The sequence below is a fragment of the Aeromicrobium sp. JJY06 genome (assembly GCF_044069275.1).
Lineage (GTDB): Bacteria > Actinomycetota > Actinomycetes > Propionibacteriales > Nocardioidaceae > Aeromicrobium > Aeromicrobium tamlense.
In genome coordinates this window covers 720,215-740,062 of record NZ_JBIMRD010000002.1, presented here as the reverse complement: position 1 = coordinate 740,062, position 19,848 = coordinate 720,215, and the positions used below count along the sequence as shown (strand labels likewise).

The window sequence follows — 19,848 nt, the reverse complement described above, 5'->3', positions numbered from 1 at the left end:
ACAATTCCGCGAAACCGCGTCATGGCGCGCCGGGAGGCGCGTCTCACTGGCATGAGCAGAAGGACGGTGCGCAGCGTGGACCCGCTGTCGCGCCCCAGACTGACGGTCGTGCGCGGCGAGGCCGCCGCCGAACCCACCCCCGCACCTGAGCGCGCCGACGCCACCGACGTGCTCTCCACGATCCTGATCGACGCCTTCGGCGATCGGGTCCTGTTCCTGTTCCACCGTCGCATCCCCGGCCAGACGGGCGACCTGCCGGTCATCGCCGTGACGTCCACGGGCGTCCACCTGGTCGAGCCGCGCTCGTACCCGGGCAAGAAGGTCCGCGCGTGCCGCGACGGCAGCACGTTCGAGATCGACGGCGTGCGCCACACCCGGCTCTCGGAGCAGATGGCCGAGCACGCCGAGGCGCTGCAGGCGGCCGTCTCGACGGGCCCGCTGCCCGAGGCGCCGGTGCACACCAGCTACTGCTTCGTCGAGGGCGAGCTGCCGATGCGCCCGCTCGAGGTCGACGGCGTGCGGGTGCTCTCGGTCCGCTCCACCCTGCGCCGGCTGCGGGCCGGCGGACCCCTGGACGAGCGCGAGGTCGAGGCGCTGCACCGCGACCTCGCGCGCCGCCTCGTGCGCAGCTGACGCGCGAAGACGACGATGGGGCGGCCTCTCGGGGCCGCCCCATCGTCGCGTCTGTCAGGTGCTCGTCCTCAGTGGTCGAGCGCCTTGCCCTCCGCGCCCGCACCGGTGAGGGCGCGGACCTCCATCTCCGCGGCCTTGATCTCCAGGTGCTCCTTGCTGGTGAGCGTGCCGATGATGCCCAGCAGGAAGGAGGCCGGGATCGACACCAGGCCCGGGTTGGCCAGCGGGAACCACGACCAGTCCTGGTCGGGGAACATCGCCGTCTCGGAGCCCGACACCGCGGGGCTGAAGACGATCAGCCCGACCGTGATGATGAGGCCACCGTAGATGCTCCAGAGGCAGCCGCGGGTGTTGAACCGCTTCCAGAACAGCGAGTAGAGGATCGTCGGCAGGTTGGCCGAGGCCGCGACCGCGAACGCCAGCGCGACGAGGAACGCGATGTTCTGGCCGTTGGCCGCGATGCCACCGAAGATCGCCACGATGCCGATGACGATCGCCGCGATGCGGGCGACCTTGACCTCCTGGCCGTCCGGCGCCTTGCCGCGGTGGATCACGTTCGTGTAGATGTCGTGCGCGAACGAGGCCGACGCGGTGATGGTGAGGCCGGCGACGACCGCGAGGATCGTCGCGAACGCCACCGCCGACACGATGCCGAGCAGGAGGGTGCCTCCCAGCTCGTACGCCAGCAGCGGTGCCGCCGAGTTGGCCGCGCCGGGTGCCGCCGCGATCCGCTCCGGACCGACGAGCGCCGCGGCGCCGTAGCCGAGGGTCAGCGTGAACAGGTAGAACAGGCCGATCAGCCAGATGGCCCACACGACCGACTTCCGGGCCTCCTTGGCCGTGGGCACGGTGTAGAAGCGCATGAGGATGTGCGGCAGGCCCGCGGTGCCCAGCACCAGGGCGACCGACAGCGAGATGAAGTCGATCTTCGTGACGCCGTCGAGGCCGTACTTCTTGCCCGGCTCGAGCGCGGCACCGGCGGCGGCGCCGTCACCGAGCAGGTCGGAGAAGTTGAAGCCGTACTGCGCCAGGACCCACACGGTCATCAGCAGCGCGGCGCCGATCAGCAGGATCGCCTTGATGATCTGGACGTAGGTCGTGCCCTTCATGCCGCCGACGAGGACGTACACGATCATCAGCGCGCCGACTCCGGCGATGACCAGGGCCTGGCCGAAGGAGTCGTTGATGTTGAGCAGCAGGGCGACCAGGCCACCGGCGCCGGCCATCTGGGCCAGCAGGTAGAAGAAGGACACGACGAGCGTCGAGACGGCCGCGGCGGTGCGCACGGGACGCTCCTGCATGCGAAAGCTCAGCACGTCGGCCATCGTGAAGCGGCCGGTGTTGCGCAGCAGCTCGGCCACCAGCAGCAGGGCGATGACCCAGGCCACGAGGAAGCCGATGCTGTAGAGGAAGCCGTCGTAGCCGGTCAGCGCGATGGCGCCGGCGATGCCCAGGAACGAGGCGGCCGACAGGTAGTCGCCCGAGATGGCGAAGCCGTTCTGGCGACCCGTGAAGGACGCGCCGGCGGTGTACATCTGCGACGTGCTCTTGTTGGTGCGGCTCGCCCGGATCACGAAGACGAGGGTCAGCACCACGAAGGCCGCGAAGATCGCGATGTTCAGGGTGGTGTTGCCGACCTGCTCGGACTCGGCGGCCCGCGCGAGGGCGGGCAGGGAGGTGGTGATCATGCGAGGCCCTCGGCTTCCATCTCGTCGCGGATCTTGGCCGAGCGGGGATCGAGCTCACGGTCGGCGTAGCGGACGTACGCCATCGTCACCACGAAGGTCGCGACGAACTGCAGCAGCCCGAAGACGAGCCCGACGTTGATGTTGCCGAACAGCTTCTGGCTCATGAAGTCGACGGCGTACGTGGACGCGAGGACGTAGACGAAGTAGAAGACCAGGGCCGCGCCCGTGGCCGGCAGGACCCAGTTCCGGTGCTTGCGCTTCAGCTCCTGGAACTCCGGCGACGCGAGGACGGCGATGTACGCGGCCTCGCGCTCGGTCGGCGCCGGGGACGCCGAGTCGGATTCGGTCGACTTGCTCACAGCTTCACCTCCAGGGTGATGATCGGAGTGCGTGACCGGCATCACAGTGACGGCGGTCACATCCGACGCTAGGTGGGGTGGCTCTCCGGCGCCGTCCCGCCACGGCCCGCGTGCGACGAACGACCGGATTCTGCGACGAACGGTCGTGCCGGGAGCCTTCGTCGCCGCTCGGCGGCGCGCTCAGCCCGCCGCGGTGGAGCCCGTGATCTCGGCCTCGAGGGCGGGCAGGACGCCCGGACCGAGCCGCGCCACGTGGTGCCCGGCGTGCATCAGGAAGCGCGCTTGCCGGCGCAGCTCCGCCGGCATCGGCGGCAGGTCGCGCTCGGCCTCCCCGAGTGCGCCCGCCACCTCGGGCCCGATCCGGTCGGACGCGGGCGTCGTGCTGCGCGCGTCCACGAGCCCGAGTCCGGCGCCCGCCTGGGCGGCGCTGCGCAGCACGTCGACCACGTGGGGCAGGTCGTCGGGGGAGGCGTCGATCGGCAGCAGCGGCACGAGGTGCGCGGTCAGCAGGTCGGCGACCTCGTGCGCCTCGGGCGTGAACGCGGCGTCCAGCCCGAGCCGGTGGGTCGTGGACGCATCGAATCCCGTGCGGGCGCCGGGGTCGTCGGCCGGCCAGGTGCGGCCGTCGAGCGTCGGGGTCGCGAGGACGACCGCGCGCTCGCGTCGCCGACGACGTGTGAACCAGCCCACACTCGTAGGGTACGCGGGACAACCAGGGTGACTCGTGGAAGAAATGTGACGAGAGTTGCGTCATGGGGCGCGTGCCGCGCCGTCTCACCGTCGCAGGCGACAGGACCGAGCGGCGGACGAAGGGAGGCGGGACGGTGAAGGTCGAACGCATCTGGTGGCGCGAGATCAGCCCCGAGGACTACTACTCGATGGAGAAGTCCACGCGGGTGCTGCGCGGGAGGACGAGCGTGGAGATCCGCCAGGTCGCCGACCTGCTGGAGTTCGCCGGCCTCGACCGCTTCGCCTCGCCCGACGGCTGGCAGGACGTGCGCATCGTCCCGCACGTCGTCGGCGATCCCTCCGTCTCCGCGCCGCTCGTGTTCAAGGCCCACCGGCGTCACGGCGTCTACGAGCTGACCGGGCAGAACCGCCACGACGAGCGGCACGAGCGTCACCCCGCGTGGCTCCCGCTGCACGGCTGGCCCGACCTGCGCATCCCGACCTCGGTCGAGGACGCCAAGGCCGTCCTGGCCGAGCTCGGCGGCCTGCACGTCTACGTCGCGCGCACCGTCACGGGCCAGTATTTCGCCGGCCACACCACGGGGGCCTCGCTGCCGCCCGGCTGGCCGTCGTCGTGCCAGCCGCTGTTCACCGGCTCGGAGTCCGGCGTCATCAGCGTCGGCAGCGGCTCGGTGCAGAGCCTGACGCCGCTCGCGCGCAAGATCCTCGACGCCTTCCGCGACCGCAAGAACGTCCTCATCTACGGACCTCCGGCCACCGGCAAGACGCATGCCGTCGCGCAGGTCCGGCAGATCCTCGACGACAAGTGGACCGGTGGCGAGGCCATCGAGATCGACCCCCACCGTGTCGACCAGCCGTTCAGCTCGGGCTTCGAGGCGTCGCCGGTCGTGCCGCCCGTCATCACCGACTGGGTCACCTTCCACCAGGACTACGGCTACGAGGACTTCATCGTCGGCCTGCGTCCCACCGGCGAGGGCATCCGCCTGGCGCCGTTCGCCGGCCGCCTGCTCGACCTCGCGATCCGGCTCGACCGTCAGGGCCGCGGCTCGGCGCTGCTCGTCATCGACGAGATCAACCGTGGCAACGTGCCGAAGATCCTCGGCGACTTCATGACCTACATGGACACGTCCTACCGCCGCGGCCGCGACGGGAACACCCGCTCGGCCATCCCGGTGAACCTGCCGAAGGTCCAGCGCAGCCCCACGGGCGACCCCGTCACCGAGCCCATCTGGATGCTCTCGGGCGACTCGTACATGCTGCCGCAGCCGTGGACCTTCCCCCACGACGTGCACATCCTGGCCACGATGAACTCGGTCGACCGCGCGGTCGCGCCGCTGGACTCGGCGATCGGCCGGCGCTTCGAGCGCATCGACGCCTACGCCGACCTGGACTTCCTCGCCCAGCACCTCGGGGTCAGCCTCGAGGTCGCGACGGCGCCGGACATCGACGCCGAGCACTGGACGCCCCAGGCCGCGGCCGTCGCGCTGCTGGCCTACCTGAACGACGAGATCACCGAGCGGCTCGGGCAGGACTACGAGCTCGGGCACCTGTACTTCTGGAAGATCGCGACATGGGAGGACCTGCAGCGCGTGTGGGACCACGACATCTGGCCGCAGATCCGGGACCGCTTCGGCGCCCGACCCGATCAGCTGGCCGACCTGCTGCGCGTGAACTCGCGCAACGCTCCGGCGAACTACCCCTTCCGCACGCGGACGGTCACGGGCCGGGCCTTGGCCGTCGACAGCCTCATGGGACAGTCCCACGAGGACACCGCCATCACCCTGGACTTCCTGGTGCGCGGATGATCGGCGCGCAGACCCTCCTCGAGGGCGGCCCCGCCCAGCCGTTCACGGGCACCGCGTCGGACCTCGCCGAGCTGCGCCTGCGCTCGTCCGAGCTGGCCACCCGACTGGGCCTGGCCGAGGAGCCGTTCGTCATCGACGAGGCCGCGGGCACGGTCGAGGTGCGCGGCGTCGCGGGCTTCGTCTCGCTCGGCGACTCGACGATCGAGATCATGCCGCACTTCCTGCGCCACGACCCGGGCTGGCGCGTCTCGATGCTGACGATCCTGACCACCGTGCACCACCTCGAGTGGGTGCCGCGGGTCGACCGCGGCACGCGCCACGCGGGCCTGTCGGACCTGCTCGGCATGATCGTCGCCGGTGCCATGGGGCGCGCCTCGTCCGAGGGCGTGCCGCGCACCTACGTCGAGCGCACGGCCGTCACGGCCTCGATCCGCGGCCAGGTCGACGCGGGCCGGATGTGGCGCCGCGTCGTCGACCCGTACAGCGTCGACTGCCGCTTCTCCGAGTTCGTCGCCGACGGCCCGATCACCTCCGCGCTCAAGTGGGCGTGCACCGAGCTCGCGGGCGCCGTGCAGCAGCCGTGGCTGGAGTCCGAGCTGCGCGCCTACGCCGACCTGTTCCCCGAGGCCTCCCGCGACCTGCCGCCACCGGCGATCATGGACGGCCTCCGGCTGACGCCACAGTTCGGCTTCCTCGGCGAGGCGCTCGACGTCGCGCGGATGCTGGCGATGGGCCCGCAGAACGGCACCGGCGGTCGCGCCGACGGCCCGACGCGCGCGTTCCTGTGGAGCACCGAGCAGCTGTTCGGCGACTTCGTCCAGGTCGTGGCCGAGAGGGCCGCGAAGTCCGCCGGCTTCACCGCCTACCGTGGCGGCCGCTCGCGCCGCCTCAACGACGCCTCCGCCGCCGCGGGCACCGTCGACACGATCGTCGAGTCCGACGCCGAGCTCGTCGCCACGTCGGTGTGCGCCCGCGACTACACCGAGGACCTCGCCGACGAGATCGCGGCGGGACTGATCTCCGCCGGACGCGGTCTGGGCGCCTCGGACGTCGCGATCGTGTTCCCCGCGAGCATGGGCCTGCGCCCGGGCACGCAGATGCGCGTGCGCGAGGCCGGCGGGCCGTCGATGCTGCACCTGCTCACCGTCGACCCGTCGGGGCTGGGCGAGAGCGGCGGCATGGCCCGCGTCGTCAACGAGTTCGAGCTCGATCTGGGGATGGTGCTGACCATCGCGCAGCGCCGTCCGGTGGGATCGCGCCGCCGTCTCGGCGGCACCGCCTGACCGCGGCGCTCAGTAGCGCAGCTGGACCAGGACCTCGAGCTCGGCGTCGGTGAGCTCGGTGAGCGCGCCCTCGCCGGCGTTGACGACCGCGTCGGCCAGCGCGCGCTTGGCGCTGATCAGCTCGGCGATCGACTCCTCGATCGTGCCCTCGGCCACGAGGCGGTGCACCTGCACGTTCCTCGTCTGGCCGATGCGGTGGGCGCGGTCGGTGGCCTGGTCCTCGACGGCCGGGTTCCACCAGCGGTCGTAGTGCACGACGTGGTCGGCACGGGTGAGGTTGAGGCCCGTTCCAGCGGCCTTGAGCGACAGCACGAAGACGTCGGTCTGGCCGTCCTGGAACGCGCGCACCATCTGTTCGCGCCGGCTGACGGGCGTGCCGCCGTGCAGGAAGTCGTGACGCACCTTGCGCTCGCCGAGCCGCCGCGCGAGCAGCCGGCCCATCTGCGCGTACTGGGTGAACACGAGCGCGGCGCCGCCCTCGTCGACGATCTCCTCGACGAGCTCGTCGAATGCCTCGAGCTTGCCCGAGCGCCCGGGCAGCCGGGCCTCGGGCTCGTGCAGGAACTGCGCCGGGTGGTTGCAGATCTGCTTGAGCTGGGTGAGCAGCTTGACGACCAGACCCCGGCGGCGGATGCCGGTGGAGTCGGCGATCTCGGACATCGTGCGCTGGACGACCGCCTCGTAGAGCCCCACCTGCTCGCGGGTCAGCGGCACGCGGTGGTCGGTCTCGATCTTCGGCGGCAGCTCGGGCGCGATGCCGGGGTCGGACTTGCGGCGACGCAGCACGAACGGCCGGATCAGCTGCGACAGCTGGGCGGCGCGCTCGGTGTCGTGGTCGCGCTCGATCTGGCGTGACCACTCGCGGCGGAACTGCTCGCGCGTGCCCAGCAGGCCGGGCGTGGTCCAGTCGAGCAGCGCCCACAGCTCGCCGAGGTGGTTCTCGACCGGGGTGCCGGTGAGCGCCATGCGGGCCTCGGAGTCGATCCGGCGCAGGGCCTGCGCGGCGCCGCTGCCGGGGTTCTTCACGTGCTGGGCCTCGTCGGCGACGACCAGGTTCCAGCGGTGACGGCGCAGCTCCTCGACGCTCGACCGCATCGTGGCGTACGTGGTGACGACGAAGCCGGTCTTGGCGTCGTCGAGGGTGCGGCGCGGACCGTGGTACCGGTACACGGGCACGCCCGGCGCGAAGCGCGCGATCTCCCGCTCCCACGTGGCCAGCACCGACGCCGGGCACACGACCAGCGTGGGCTCGGGGGAGTCCAGGTGCAGGTGCAGCGAGATGAGCATGAGCGTCTTGCCCAGGCCCATGTCGTCGGCGAGGATGCCGCCGAGTCCGAGGTCGACGAGCTGGCTCATCCAGCGCAGGCCGCGCAGCTGGTACTCGCGCAGGCTGCCGTCCAGGCCGTCGGGCTGCACGGCGGGCGCGATGTCGGCGTCCTGCTCGGCCAGTCGGCGTCGCACGTCCTCGAGCCAGCCGACCGTGTCGACCTCGGTCTCGAGCCCGTCGATCTCCAGGCTGCCCGTGACGGCGGCGCGCAGGGCCTCGCCGGCGCCCAGGGTGCGGCCGTGGCCCTCCAGCACGCGGGCGACCTGGGCCTGGTCGACCATGACCCAGCGGTCGCGCAGGTGGAGCATGCCCGACTGCGACTCCGCGAGCTGCTCGACCTCGGCTCGCGTGAGGTGCTCGCCGCCGACCGAGACGCTCCAGTCGAAGCGGAACAGCTGGTCGGACGTGAAGGCGCGGGGCCGGTCGTGCTCGCGGTCGAGGCGGGGCTCCTCGCCGTCGACCCGGCTGACGACGCCGGTGGCCTGCACGTCGCGACGCAGCCCCTCGGGCCACGCGATCTCGATCCGGTTGGCCAGCGCGGCGATGAGCGGCTGTCCCTGGCCGAGCGCGCCGAGCTCCTCGGGGGTCACCCGGGCGCGGCCCTCGCGGGCGAGCTGGTCGGCGGGCGGCCAGCTGACGGCGAGGCGCTCGAGCATGGCGACGAGGGCGGGACGGGCGGCCTCGCCGAGGTGGTGGTCGTCGCGCGTCAGCACGGCGGGCGCGGGCACGGACGCGCGGTTCAGGGCCTGCGGGCGCACCTGCAGCTCGAGGTCGGCCATCGCGTCGGCGTCCTCGCTGAGCGTGATGTCGAGGCGGTACGAGAAGCTCGTGGGCCGCTCGATCGTGGGGCGCGGCTGCTCGGTCTCGCGGCGGCGCTGCGGGGTGGTGGCCACGGCGGGCGCGCCCGCGACGAGCGCGGCGAGGAAGGCGCGGATCGCGGCCTGGCCCTCGGCCGGCGTCGGGCCGACCGACCGGCCGGCGTCGAGCATCTGCTGCAGCTCCGAGGAGCCGGGGGAGGCGAGCGTGCCCGTGGCCATGAGGCGCAGCGCGACGATCGACGGGGTGGCCCACGCCCGGACGCTGGGGTCGGCCGTGAGGGCGCGGATGCCGCCGCTGAGCGGGCCGACGGCCTCGTTCGCGGTGGCCTCGAGGGGGCCGCTCGGGGTGTCGAAGACGAAGACCGACCGGGACGGGTCCTCCTGGTCCTGAACGAACCTGACCGGGTGCCGGAGTGCGATCTGCAACTCGGTCGGGGTGGCCATCCCTCCATTGTCGCGCACGCTCTCAAACGTCCCGTCGTCTGGTATAGTTGAATCATCAACTATCAGGAGTCGATGATGAACCTGCGACCCGAGACCGTGCCCACGCACTCGCTCTCCGACCTCACGAACCGGCTCGTCCCGAGCCCGCGGATGCCCGTGCTGTTCGTCGGTCACGGCAACCCGATGAACGCGCTCGCGGACAACACGTTCACCCGCGAGTGGGAGCGCGTCGGCGCCGGACTGCCGGACGCCCAGGCGATCGTGGTCATCAGCGCGCACTGGCTCACGCCCGGCGGCACGCACATCACCGACGCGCCGAGGAACCCGATCATCTACGACTTCGGCGGCTTCCCCGACGAGCTCTACCGCGTGAAGTACGAGTCGCACGGCGATGAGCAGGTCGCGCGCCTCCTGGCCGAGCACCTCGTGGAGTACGAGGCGCGCCTCGACAGCCAGTGGGGCCTCGACCACGGCACGTGGAGCGTCCTGAAGTTCCTCGCGCCGGCGCCTCAGGTGCCCGTGCTGCAGATCAGCATCGACTACTCGATGCCGCTGCCGCAGCTGTACGACCTGTTCGCGCGCCTGCGCGACCTGCGCCGCCGCGGCGTCGTGTTCATCGGCAGCGGCAACATCGTGCACGCGCTCGGCCGCGTCCGCTGGGGCGGCGGACCCGCCTGGGACTGGGCGCAGGAGTTCGACACCCAGACCGCCGAGGCGCTCGCCACGCGCGACGTGGCCAGGCTGGTGGATCCGTACCGGAGATGGTCGGCGGCCCGCATCGCGGTGCCCACCGACGACCACTACCGCCCGATGGTCGCCGCCCTGAGCCTGCTCGAGGCCGACGAGGAGATCGGCTTCTTCAACACCGAGATCGACCTCGGCTCGATCGGCATGCGCTCGTTCATCACGGCTGCCTGACGTCCCAGCCGCCGAGCACGGTGCCGGTGAACGAGTCGAACGTGAGGTCGTCCGGGCTGGCGGGCTTCGGACCCAGCCGGACGGCGACGAGGTCCTCCGACGGCACCACCGCGAGGAGCTGGTTGCCCCAGCCCAGCGCCCAGAAGGCGTCCTCCGGCGCGGACGGGGCCAGCCGGCCCTCGTACGGCTCGCGGTCGACGTCGAAGCCCGCGGCGCGGCGGACCTCCACGACCCGACCCTGCGCGTTCGTCCACCACAGCAGGCCGTAGGCGGCGTTCCGGTCGGACGAGGTGGTGGTCAGCTCGGACACGGCCGCGGGGGACAGGATCTGGCGCCCCTCGAACCGCCCGCCGTCGCGCATCATGACGCCGAGCCGGGCCAGGTCGGCGCACGAGGAGACGATCCCGGCGTAGGTCTTCACGTTCCCGGCGGCGTCGCGCTCCCACGAGGTGTCGGCGAGTCCGAGCGGTCCGAAGAGCCGCTCGCGCGCGTAGGCCTCGACGTCGCCCACGGCGGACTCCAGGACGGCCGAGAGCACCTGGCTGGCCAGGTTGTCGTACCGCCACTGCTCGCCCGCGGGGTCCTGCTGCCCGGTCGCGAGTGCGGCGGCGGTCTGGTCGCCCGTGCGGATCATCGCGGCGTCGAGCGCCTCGGTCCAGGCCCGACCCGACGTCATGGACATGAGATGGCGAATCGTCACGTCGGCGGACTCGTCGGGCCACTGCGGCACGTGGCGCGCGACGGGGTCGTCGAGGTCGAGCTCGCCCTCGGCCGCGGCGGCGGCCAGCAGCACCCCGGTGACCGACTTGGTGATCGAGTAGACCCGACGGGTCGCGTGGCGCGAGTCGGCGGGGTGCTCGTGGACGACCTCGTCGCCGCGCAGCACGAGCGTGCACGTGGACCCGGACGCGTCGACGAGCCGGTCGAGCGCCGCGAAGTCCGGCGGGGGAGTCGGCTCCGGGCTCGGGCTCGGCGAGGCGGACACGGTGGGCAGCGAGGCGTCGGACAAGTCGGTCCTTCCGGGAGCGTCGGTGGTGCAGGCGGCCAGGAGCAGCGCCGCGGCGGCGAGCACGGGCGTGGCTCGCGCCCGCGCCCTCATCGCGCCGCCCGACGCCGAGTGGCGGGCCGTTCTGCGCCACTCGCGGGGAGGGGGCGGAGGGTGGCGCGGGAGGCGGGGGCGGTCGGGCGGCGGATCACATGCGGCCGGTGTCGAGGTAGCGCTGGTGCCACGAGAGGGCCTCGTCCAGCAGGTGCGGGGTGTGGCGGGCGTCGGGGCGCTGCGCCAGCGCGCGCTCGAGGTAGTCGCGCAGCCGTGGCCGGAAGTCGGGGTGCGCGCAGTTCGCGATGATCCGCTCGGCCCGCGCCCGCGGCGACAGGCCACGCAGGTCGGCCAGGCCGTGCTCGGTGACGACGACGTGCACGTCGTGCTCGGTGTGGTCGACGTGGCTCACCATCGGCACGATCGTGGAGATCGCGCCGCCCTTCGCCGTCGACGGCGTCAGGAAGAAGTTGAGGTACGCGTTGCGCGCGAAGTCGCCGCTGCCGCCGATGCCGTTCATCACCGAGCTGCCCATCACGTGGGTCGAGTTCACGTTGCCGTAGATGTCGGCCTCGATCATCCCGTTCATCGCGATGACGCCGAGCCGGCGCACGACCTCGGGGTGGTTCGAGATCTCCTCGCTGCGCATGAGGATGCGGCCCTTGTACCCGTTGATCCCGGAGTGGAAGCGCTCCATGCCCTCGCGCGACAGGCCGAACGAGGCCGTGGACGCCGCCCGCAGCGTGCCCGAGTCGAGCAGGTCGAGCATGCCGTCCTGGAGCACCTCGGTGTACGCCACGAGACTGGTGAACTCGCTGTCGTCGAGTCCCTGCAGCACCGCGTTGGCGACGTTGCCGACGCCGGACTGCAGCGGCAGCAGCTCGGGCGGCATCCGGCCGGCGCCGACCTCGCCGCGCAGGAAGTCCAGCGCGTGACCGGCGATCGCCCGGGAGACGTCGTCGGGGGCGGAGAACGCGGCGCCGGCGTCGGGCTCGCGGGTCTCCACCACGGCGACCACCTTGGCGGGGTCGACCTTGAGGTAGGGCTCGCCGATGCGCTGCATCGGCTCGGTCAGCACGAGGGGTCGCCGGTGGGGCGGCAGCGCCGTGCCGGGGTAGATGTCGTGGAAGCCCTCGAGCTCGCGCGGCTGCCAGTGGTTGACCTCGAGGATCACGCGGTCGGCCTGGTCGAGCCAGGTCTTGTTGTTGCCCACCGAGCTGCCCGGCACGAGCAGCCCGTCGGGCAGGACGGCGGTGACCTCGATGACGGCCACGTCGAGCGGGCCGTAGAAGCCGAACCACATCTGCTGCGCCGAGTGGCTCAGGTGGGCGTCGACGTAGTCGACCTCACCGGCGTTGATCTGGCGCCGCAGCAGCGGGTCGGAGTTGTACGGGAGGCGCTTGGAGATTGCGTGCGCCTCGGCCAGGACGCCGTCGGCCTGCGGAGCGGTGGAGGCACCGGTCCACAGGCCGATCCGGAAGTCCTCGCCGGCGTCGTGAGCGGCGCGCGCCTTCGCGGCGAGCGCGGGCGGGATCGCCTTGGGGTAGCCCGCGCCGGTGAAGCCGCTCATCCCGACGTTGTCGCCGGGACGGATGAACTCGACCGCCTCCTCGGCGGTCATGATGCGCGAGGACACCTCGGGGCACGTCACACGACTCATGACCCCAGTATCCCAGCGCGGGGACTCAGTTCTGCGAGGCCTCCGAGACGTCGGGCGACTGGGCCTGCTCCTGCTCGGCGATCTCGCGGCGCACCTGGTCCATGTCGAGCGCGCGGACCTGGCCGATGATCTCGTCGAGGGCGTCGGCGGGCAGCGCCCCGGGCTGGGCGTACAGCAGCACGCCGTCGCGGAACGCCATCAGCGTGGGGATCGAGGAGATCTGCACGGCGGCGGACAGCTCCTGCTCGGCCTCGGTGTCGATCTTGGCGAAGGTGATGTCGGGGTGGCGGTCGCTGGCGGCCTCGTAGACCGGCGCGAACTGCATGCACGGCCCGCACCAGCCGGCCCACCAGTCCACCAGGGTGATGCCGTCCGAGGTCACGGTGTCCTGGAACGTGTCGGCGGTCAGGTTGATCGTGGTCATGATGGCCTTTCGTCGGTTACTGCTGTCAACGTCCTCGTCCACTGTGCCATTCCACGACTAGGGCGAGTCCGCTGGTTGCGGCATGATCGGGTCATGGATCGCAGGAGCGTCATCGTCGGCGGAGCCGCGCTGGGCGCCGCCTGGCTGGCCGGGTGCAGCGGCGACGATCCCGAGCCGCGTCCCAGCCGGTCCACGGGCGCGAGCCCCTCCGCCTCGCCGACCACCACCGCCACCACCACGACCACCCCGCCGGCTCCGCAGGCCGTCGACCCGCGGATCGACGGCACCGTGGCCACGGGCCTGAACGTGCCCTGGGCGATCGCGTTCCTCGCCGACGGCACGGCCCTGGTCACCCAGCGCGACGACGCCTCGATCGTGCGGGTCACCGCCGACGGCGACGTCTCGAGGGTGGGCGACGTGCCCGGCGTGGCGCCGGGGGGAGAGGGCGGTCTGCAGGGCCTCGCCGTCGCGCCCGACGAGTCGGCCCTCTACGTCTACCTCACCGGTCCGGAGGACAACCGGGTCGTGCGGCTGGCGTTCGACGGCGAGCGCATCGGTCGCGCCGAGCCGATCCTGACGGGCCTCGCGAAGGCCTTCAACCACCAGGGCGGAGCGCTGACCTTCGACCGTCGCGGCCACCTGTTCGTCGCCGTCGGCGACGCCGCCAACACCGGCACGCCGCAGGACCGCGACTCGCTCAACGGCAAGATCCTGCGCATCGACACCGAGGGGCGCGCGGTCGACGGCAACCCGTTCGGCAACGAGGTCTGGTCGTACGGCCACCGCAACGTCGAGGGCCTCGCCTGGGACGGCGAGGGCCGGCTGTGGGCCAGCGAGTTCGGTGACCGCAGCCAGGACGAGCTCAACCGGATCGTCAAGGGCGGCAACTACGGCTGGCCGATCGTCGAGGGCGACAGCGACGACGGCCGCTTCGTCCGTCCGAAGGTCACGTGGCCCACCGCCGACGCCTCTCCCGCGGGGCTCGCGATCAGCGGCGACCGCGCGTTCGTGGCGGCGTTGCGCGGAGAGCGCCTGTGGCAGGTGCCGCTCGAGGGCACGTCCACGGGGGAGCCGCGCGCCTTCTTCACGCGTGAGCTCGGCCGGCTGCGCGCCGTGGCCGCCGCGCCCGACGGCTCGCTGTGGCTCGGCACCTCCAACACCGACGGCCGCGGCCGTCCCCGTGACGGCGACGACCGGATCGTGCGCGTCGCGATATCCGCCTGAGATTTCACTGGCGTTTCGAGGTGCGGGTCGGTTATCGTCATCGGTGGGGGACGACTCGGCTCGCCGACGTCATGGGGAATGCAGCGCCTCTGGGCCACGGGCCCGCGCGGCTTTTCGAATCGTCCTTCCGTCACCCCTCGTGACTGCTTCGGAGACGCGAGCGGGTGGAGGCGGTTCGCCGCCCTGTGAGTCCGGCTCCCTCCCGGCACTGACAGCAAGAACCCCACCACCTCGCGGTGGTGGGGTTCTTGGCGTTCAGCGTTCAGGCTGTGCAGCCGTCAGGCAGTGAGTCCGTCTCAGAGGGGACGGATGTTCGCGGCCTGGAGGCCCTTCTGGCCCTGCTCGACGTCGAACTCGACCTTCTGGTTCTCGTTCAGCGAGCGGTAGCCGCTGGACTGGATCGCGCTGTAGTGCGCGAAGACGTCCTCGCCGCCGTCGTCGGGGGCGATGAATCCGAAGCCCTTGTCGGCGTTGAACCACTTGACGGTACCGGTGGCCATGGTCTTTCTCCTCTTGATCCTTCTGGCGATGGTCGGACGCGATGGTCACGGCCGACGGTCGCGACGCACATCCAACCGCGAGAGGAACCACGCCCCGGAGGGAACCGCATCCTTTTGCTGTCCAACGTCGTGCAACTGGCACCACCCTACGACACGGGAAGGGGTCGGGGCAGGCCCCTGAGACACCGCGTCGGAGTGAATGTCGCGTGAACGCGGCGCGCCGCGACACCCACCCGAGTGACTACGTCGGTATAGTCAGGAAGAACCACCCGCCAGGGGTGGTGCCCGCCGGTCCGCCGGAGGGCCGAGCGGGGGGCGTGCATCCGGGGGGACGGCGCGTCCCCCGCACCTGTTCCGGCCCCGCTCAGCGGCGGTCCGCCGTCTCGAAGTCGTCGATCGCGCCGGGCGCCCCGCCGAGCTCGTCGGCGACCTCTCCCGCCACCTCACCGGCCTCGCGATCGGCGTGCGCGTCCTCGTCCATCCCGGCGTCCGCACGGCGCAGGGCGGCGTGGTTCGTGGTCAGGACGGCGATGGCCGCGAGGCAGGCGAGCGAGGCGATCGCGAACGGCACGTGCAGGTTCGTGGCCTCGACCAGCTGGCCCGCCGCGAACGGCGCGAGCCCGCCGCCGATGAAGCGCACGAAGCCGTACGCTGCCGACGCCACCGGGCGCTCGACGGGCGAGATGACCATGACGGCCTGGGTGGTGAGCGTGTTGTTGATGCCGATGAAGACGCCCGACACGATCACGCAGGTCACCAGGACCGCGCGGTCCTCGGGGAAGGCCGCGATGCACGCCAGCACCACCGCGAAGCCGGCGAGTGCTCCGTACAGCGACACGGCCGTGCCGAAGCGGGCCTGCAGGCGCGGCGCGCCGACGACCGAGAAGATCGCGACCAGCACGCCCCAGCCGAAGAACACCCAGCCCAGCTGCATCGCCTCGAGCTCCATCGGGAACGGCGCGTAGCCCAGCATCGTGAAGAAGGCCCAGTTGTAGAGCAGAGCGGTGAGGCTCATGAGCAGCAGGCTGCGGTGGCGCAGGGCGCGCAGGGGAGCGGACAGCGAGGTCGGGGTGGCGGGCTTCGGGGTGGCCGGCAGCAGCAGCGTCGTCGCGACGAGGGCCAGCGACATGAGCAGCGCCACGCCGTAGAACGGGCCGCGCCAGCTGATGTCGCCCAGCACGCCACCGAGCAGCGGACCGGCGGCGATGCCCAGGCCGAGCGCCGCCTCGTAGAGGATGATCGCGCCGGCGAAGCCGCCCCGGGCGCTGGAGACGATGGCCGCGAGACTCGTCGCGATGAACAGGGCGTTGCCCAGGCCCCAGCCCGCACGGAAGGCGACGATGCCGCCGATGCTGTCGGCCGAGCCGGCCAGCGCGCTGAAGACCACGATGATCGCCAGTCCGACGAGCAGCGTGCGCTTGGCGCCGATGCGGCTGGACACCCAGCCGGTGACCAGCATCATCACCGCGGTGACGACGAGGTAGCTGGTGAACAGCAGCGTGACCTGGCTCGGCGTCGCGTCCAGCTCGGACGACAGCGCCGGCAGGATCGGGTCGACCAGGCCGATCCCCATGAAGGAGATGACGCAGGCGAAGGCGACGGCGTACACGGCCTTCGGCTGGCGGAACAGGTGCGGGGCTTCAGCGTGACTCATGCGACTCCGTGAAGTGGGTGAGGGCGGACAGGGCGGCGGCGATCGCGGCGCGGTCGTCGGGGGAGAGGCGCGCGACGGTCGCGGCGATGAGCTCGTCCTGCAGGCGCAGTCGCTCGTGCAGCACGGCGAGGCCCTCGGGCGTGATCGAGATGAGGCTGGCCCGCGCGTCGGCGGGGTCGGCGGCGCGCGTGACGAGGCCCTGGGCCTCGAGCCGCTGCACGAGGTTGGTCATCGCAGGCTGCGACACCGCCTCGCGCTCGGCCAGGGCGGTGATGCGCTGGGGACCCTCGGAGTCGAGGATGGCCAGGCTGCTCGCCGCCGCTCGGCTGGTCTCCAGCCGGGGCGTGCGGCGCGCGATCGTGTTGCTCAGCCGACGCAGCACGTCGGTGATGTCGGCGATCTCTTCCATAGTCCCGTTATATCACGAGGCTATGTATCTCGCGCTCAGCCGAGGTCGTAGTCGATCGTGAGCGGCGCGTGGTCGGACCAGCGCTCGCCCCAGCTGGCTGCCCGGTCGACCGTCGCGGCGCGGGCCGACTGCGCCAGCTCGGGGGTCGCGATCTGGTAGTCGATCCGCCAGCCGGTGTCGTTGTCGAAGGCCTGGCCGCGCATCGACCACCACGTGTACGGGCCCTCGACGGGTCCGGCGAGGTGACGGTGCACGTCGTACCAGCCCAGGTCGCCGAAGAACTGGTCGAAGTACGCCCGCTCCTCGGGCAGGAAGCCCGCCTTCTTGCGGTTGCCCTTCCAGTTCCGGATGTCCAGCTCGGTGTGGCCGACGTTGAGGTCGCCGGTGACGAGCGCGTGCCCGTCCATCCCGCCGAGCTCGGCCATCCGCTTGGTCATCTGGTCGAGGAAGCGGTACTTCTCCTCCTGGCGCGGCGTGCCGGCCTCGCCCGAGTGCACGTAGACGCTGACGACCGTGAGGACCGAGCCGTCGGCCAGGGTGAGGTCGGACTCGATCCAGCGTCCGGCGTCGTCGAAGAACGCGTCGCCGTTGCCGACGCGGTGGCTGGTGGGCTCGAGGCGGCTGATCACCGCGACGCCGGCGCGGCCCTTCGCCGCGGCCTCGGTGTGCACCACGTGGTAGCCGGTGCCCTCGAGGATCTCGTGCACGATCGCGTCGGGCGCGCGCACCTCCTGCAGGGTGATGATGTCGGCGTCGCGGCCCTCGAGCCACTCTTTCATCCCCTTGCGCCACGCGGCGCGGATGCCATTGACGTTGACGGTCGAGATCCTCAGCACCCCGCGAGGCTACCGGCCCCCACCCACCACTTTCGGAACGGGAGGCACGCTTCCGGGCGGCGAAAGCGTGCATCGCGTTCCAGAAAGTGCGGAGGGCGGGCGAACGTCAGTCGGAGAAGGGCGGGCGCTCGTCGAGGCGGATCGAGCGGCGGCCGGCCCAGCGCCAGACGCGCGCGGTGAGGTCGTGGTCCTCGTCGGTGACGAGGTTGCCCATGACGCGCAGGGCGATCGTCATGAGGGCGTGCGAGCGCATGCCGATCGGGCCGGCGGCCGGCAGCAGGTGCGGCACGGTGAGCAGGCCCGCGAGACGCCGTGCGATCGAGAAGGCGGGGCCGTAGTGCGCGGTCAGCATGGCCGGCCACGCCGCGGCGGGGGAGTCGCCCGTGGCGAGCAGCTCGGCGCCGATGCGTCCGGTCTCGAGCCCGTAGTCGATGCCCTCGCCGTTGAGCGGGTTGACGCAGCCGGCGGCGTCGCCGATGACGATCCAGTTGGGTCCGGCGACGCCGGACACGGCGCCGCCCATCGGCAGCAGTGCCGAGGTGGGCAGGTGTAGGTCGGCGCCGAGGTCCCAGTCCTCGCGGCGCAGGGTGGCGTAGTACTCCATGAGCGGGCGGATCTGGACCTTCGCCGGGCGCTTCGCGGTGGCCAGCGCGCCCACGCCGAGGTTCACGCGACCGTCGCCCAGCGGGAAGATCCAGCCGTAGCCGGGCAGCAGCTCGCCGCTCTCACCGCGCAGCTCGAGGTGCGACGAGATCCACGGGTCGTCGCCGCGTCCCGACTTGACGTAGCTGCGGCCCGCGACGCCGTACGCGGTCTCGCGGTGCCACTCGCGCCCGAGCACGCGGCCCAGCGGAGAGCGGACCCCGTCGGCCACGACGAGGCGACGGCACGCGATCGTGTGGCGGCCGGCGGCCGTGTCGAAGACGACGCCGGTGACCGAGCCGTCGGGACCGCGCTCGACGTCGACCGCACGGGCGCCGTCGATCCCGGTGGCGCCGGCGTCGATGGCGCGCTGCCGGATGCGGTCGTCGAGCTCGGTGCGGGGGACCGCCGAGCCGTGGTCGGGCAGCGAGCCGCCGGGCCACGGCAGCAGCAGCTCCTGGCCGAAGCCGGCCGCGCGCAGGCCGCGGTTCACGGTGTGGCCGCGCACCCAGTCACCGAGGTCGAGACGCTCGAGCTCGGCGATCGCGCGCGGGGTGAGTCCGTCGCCGCAGGTCTTGTCGCGCGGGAACGTGGCCGCGTCGGCCAGGACGGTGTCCAGCCCGAGTCGCGAGGTCCACGCGGCGGCCGAGGAGCCGGCGGGACCGGCGCCGACGACGAGGACGTCGGTGGTGGTCGGCAGGCTCATGTGACGATTCTCCCACCGGGCCCACGCCGGGTCGGCGCGGGGCGCGCCGTGGGAGGATGGCGGTCGTGTCCCACACGTCCACGCCGAGCCCCGACGTCGTCCGGTTCGCCTCCCGCGGCTCCACCCACTACGACGTCCTGATCGCGATGTTCTGCGTCGTGATCGTCGTGTCGAACATCGTCGCGAGCAAGGCCGTCGAGATCGGCTCCGGCCAGGTGATGCTGGGTCCGGTGCAGCTGTGGCCGCTCGTCGTCGACGGCGGCGTCGTGCTGTTCCCGCTGGCCTACGTGCTCGGCGACGTGATCTCCGAGGTCTACGGCCTGCGCGCCGCCCGCCGAGCGATCCTCACCGGCTTCGCGGCCGCCGCGCTGGCCACCGCCACGTTCTTCGTGGTCCAGCTGCTGCCCGGCGCGTCCTGGTACGAGAACCAGGCGGCGTACGAGGCCGTCCTCGGCCCGGTCGCGCAGATCGTGCTGGCCAGCCTGGCTGGCTACGTCGTCGGGCAGCTCCTCAACTCGTGGGTCCTGGTGCGGATGAAGCAGCGCTCGGCCGAGCGTCGCCTCGTCGCCCGACTCATCGGCTCCACCGGAGTGGGCGAGGTCGCCGACACCCTGATCTTCTGCGCGATCGCCGCCTCGGCGATCGGCGTCACCACGTTCGGCGCCTTCGTGAACTACTTCGTCCTGGGCGTCGTGCTGAAGGTCGGCGTCGAGCTGCTGGTCATGCCCGTCACGGTGCGGGTCATCGCGGGGCTCAAGCGGCGCGAGCCCAGCTACCTCGCGGCCTGAC

At 72.0% G+C, this 19,848-nt stretch carries 18 protein-coding genes; 6 read left to right on the top strand and 12 right to left on the bottom strand.

The window, feature by feature from the left end; genetic code table 11:
• Positions 1-51: 51 nt before the first annotated feature.
• Complete coding sequence (locus tag ACGWYL_RS15150) at positions 52-633, top strand: hypothetical protein (protein ID WP_179424165.1); 582 nt, start codon at positions 52-54, stop codon at positions 631-633.
• Positions 634-701: 68 nt separating this feature from the next.
• On the opposite strand, the gene ACGWYL_RS15145 is transcribed toward ACGWYL_RS15150, so the two are convergent.
• From ACGWYL_RS15145 to ACGWYL_RS15135, 3 genes are all read right to left on the bottom strand, one after another.
• Positions 702-2,321 carry a cation acetate symporter gene (locus ACGWYL_RS15145; RefSeq protein ID WP_269302531.1) on the bottom strand — a complete coding sequence of 540 codons (1,620 nt, stop codon included), beginning with the start codon at positions 2,319-2,321 and terminating at the stop codon, positions 702-704.
• Positions 2,318-2,680, bottom strand: coding sequence for a DUF485 domain-containing protein (locus ACGWYL_RS15140; RefSeq protein ID WP_269302529.1), 363 nt, complete (start codon positions 2,678-2,680; stop codon positions 2,318-2,320). Before ACGWYL_RS15140 ends, ACGWYL_RS15145 begins: the two co-directional genes overlap by 4 nt.
• Before the next feature lie 180 nt (positions 2,681-2,860).
• Positions 2,861-3,370, bottom strand: coding sequence for a hypothetical protein (locus ACGWYL_RS15135; protein WP_269302527.1), 510 nt, complete (start codon positions 3,368-3,370; stop codon positions 2,861-2,863).
• A gap of 134 nt (positions 3,371-3,504) precedes the next feature.
• Between ACGWYL_RS15135 and ACGWYL_RS15130 the strand changes: the two genes are divergently transcribed.
• Both ACGWYL_RS15130 and ACGWYL_RS15125 read left to right on the top strand, forming a co-directional pair.
• Positions 3,505-5,175: an AAA family ATPase gene (locus tag ACGWYL_RS15130; RefSeq protein WP_395487593.1), complete on the top strand. Its 1,671-nt coding sequence runs from the start codon at positions 3,505-3,507 to the stop codon at positions 5,173-5,175.
• Positions 5,172-6,458, top strand: a complete 1,287-nt coding sequence (locus ACGWYL_RS15125; RefSeq protein WP_395487592.1) for a hypothetical protein — start codon at positions 5,172-5,174, stop codon at positions 6,456-6,458. The genes ACGWYL_RS15130 and ACGWYL_RS15125 overlap by 4 nt, the downstream gene beginning before the upstream one ends.
• 9 nt (positions 6,459-6,467) lie before the next feature.
• Here ACGWYL_RS15125 and ACGWYL_RS15120 read toward each other — a convergent pair whose 3' ends face one another.
• A complete protein-coding gene (locus ACGWYL_RS15120; protein WP_395487591.1) occupies positions 6,468-9,047 on the bottom strand; it encodes a DEAD/DEAH box helicase in 2,580 nt (859 codons plus the stop codon).
• A gap of 75 nt (positions 9,048-9,122) precedes the next feature.
• Here ACGWYL_RS15120 and ACGWYL_RS15115 point away from each other — a divergent pair, with 75 nt between their 5' ends.
• Positions 9,123-9,965: a dioxygenase gene (locus ACGWYL_RS15115; RefSeq protein WP_395487590.1), complete on the top strand. Its 843-nt coding sequence runs from the start codon at positions 9,123-9,125 to the stop codon at positions 9,963-9,965.
• On the opposite strand, the gene ACGWYL_RS15110 is transcribed toward ACGWYL_RS15115, so the two are convergent.
• The 3 genes from ACGWYL_RS15110 to ACGWYL_RS15100 form a co-directional block, all read right to left on the bottom strand.
• Entirely contained in the window at positions 9,952-11,064 is a 1,113-nt protein-coding gene (locus ACGWYL_RS15110; RefSeq protein WP_395487589.1) for a serine hydrolase domain-containing protein, read from the bottom strand. The genes ACGWYL_RS15115 and ACGWYL_RS15110 overlap by 14 nt on opposite strands.
• A 94-nt stretch (positions 11,065-11,158) precedes the next feature.
• Complete coding sequence (locus ACGWYL_RS15105; protein WP_179424173.1) at positions 11,159-12,664, bottom strand: acetyl-CoA hydrolase/transferase family protein; 1,506 nt, start codon at positions 12,662-12,664, stop codon at positions 11,159-11,161.
• Positions 12,665-12,689: 25 nt separating this feature from the next.
• Positions 12,690-13,130: a thioredoxin family protein gene (locus ACGWYL_RS15100; protein WP_331283435.1), complete on the bottom strand. Its 441-nt coding sequence runs from the start codon at positions 13,128-13,130 to the stop codon at positions 12,690-12,692.
• 51 nt (positions 13,131-13,181) lie between these two features.
• Between ACGWYL_RS15100 and ACGWYL_RS15095 the strand changes: the two genes are divergently transcribed.
• The gene (locus ACGWYL_RS15095; protein ID WP_395487588.1) at positions 13,182-14,312 is read left to right on the top strand and encodes a PQQ-dependent sugar dehydrogenase; all 1,131 of its coding nucleotides are present in this window, start codon (positions 13,182-13,184) and stop codon (positions 14,310-14,312) included.
• A 296-nt stretch (positions 14,313-14,608) separates the two neighbouring features.
• Here ACGWYL_RS15095 and ACGWYL_RS15090 read toward each other — a convergent pair whose 3' ends face one another.
• From ACGWYL_RS15090 to ACGWYL_RS15070, 5 genes are all read right to left on the bottom strand, one after another.
• Positions 14,609-14,812 carry a cold-shock protein gene (locus tag ACGWYL_RS15090; RefSeq protein ID WP_179424176.1) on the bottom strand — a complete coding sequence of 68 codons (204 nt, stop codon included), beginning with the start codon at positions 14,810-14,812 and terminating at the stop codon, positions 14,609-14,611.
• A 364-nt stretch (positions 14,813-15,176) separates the two neighbouring features.
• Positions 15,177-16,466, bottom strand: coding sequence for an MFS transporter (locus tag ACGWYL_RS15085; RefSeq protein WP_395487587.1), 1,290 nt, complete (start codon positions 16,464-16,466; stop codon positions 15,177-15,179).
• On the bottom strand, positions 16,453-16,875 hold the full coding sequence (locus tag ACGWYL_RS15080; protein WP_179424178.1) for a MarR family winged helix-turn-helix transcriptional regulator: 423 nt from the start codon (positions 16,873-16,875) through the stop codon (positions 16,453-16,455). Before ACGWYL_RS15080 ends, ACGWYL_RS15085 begins: the two co-directional genes overlap by 14 nt.
• A 35-nt stretch (positions 16,876-16,910) precedes the next feature.
• Positions 16,911-17,711 (bottom strand): exodeoxyribonuclease III, encoded by an 801-nt coding sequence (locus tag ACGWYL_RS15075; RefSeq protein WP_179424179.1) that lies wholly within the window; start codon positions 17,709-17,711, stop codon positions 16,911-16,913.
• 106 nt (positions 17,712-17,817) lie between these two features.
• Positions 17,818-19,059 carry a geranylgeranyl reductase family protein gene (locus ACGWYL_RS15070; protein WP_179424180.1) on the bottom strand — a complete coding sequence of 414 codons (1,242 nt, stop codon included), beginning with the start codon at positions 19,057-19,059 and terminating at the stop codon, positions 17,818-17,820.
• A gap of 65 nt (positions 19,060-19,124) precedes the next feature.
• Between ACGWYL_RS15070 and ACGWYL_RS15065 the strand changes: the two genes are divergently transcribed.
• Complete coding sequence (locus tag ACGWYL_RS15065; RefSeq protein ID WP_395487586.1) at positions 19,125-19,847, top strand: queuosine precursor transporter; 723 nt, start codon at positions 19,125-19,127, stop codon at positions 19,845-19,847.
• Position 19,848: the final 1 nt, after the last annotated feature.